2 rRNA genes are annotated in these 322 nt (G+C 52.2%); both read left to right on the top strand.

Going from position 1 to position 322, the window contains the following annotated elements:
- Window positions 1-118, top strand: a 23S ribosomal RNA gene (locus J9885_RS20200); the annotation flags it as partial.
- 84 nt (window positions 119-202) lie between these two features.
- Window positions 203-317: ribosomal RNA gene (gene rrf, locus J9885_RS20195) — 5S ribosomal RNA — on the top strand.
- Window positions 318-322 lie beyond the last annotated feature (5 nt).

The raw sequence follows: 322 nt of genomic DNA, 5'->3' as shown, positions 1-322 counted from the left end.
CCCTGACCCCTTGAGGGTCCTAAAGGGCCGTTGGAGACCACAACGTTGATAGGTGGGGTGTGTAAGCGCGGCGACGTGTTGAGCTAACCCATACTAATTACCCGTGAGGCTTAACCATACAACACCCAAGAAGTGTTCGAAGACTTGTAGCAGATACCGAGAACGAATAACTAAATCAGCTTTTTCAGATTGAAGATTTTTGCCTGGCGGCAATAGCGCAGTGGAACCACCTGACCCCATGCCGAACTCAGAAGTGAAACGCTGTAGCGCCGATGGTAGTGTGGCATTCGCCATGCGAGAGTAGGACACTGCCAGGCACCCA

The organism is Aeromonas sp. SrichE-2G (assembly GCF_017939565.1).
In the GTDB taxonomy this organism is placed as follows: Bacteria; Pseudomonadota; Gammaproteobacteria; order Enterobacterales; family Aeromonadaceae; genus Aeromonas; species Aeromonas taiwanensis.
Note: the sequence above shows the minus strand (reverse complement) of the source record. Positions and strands in the feature narration are given on the sequence as shown.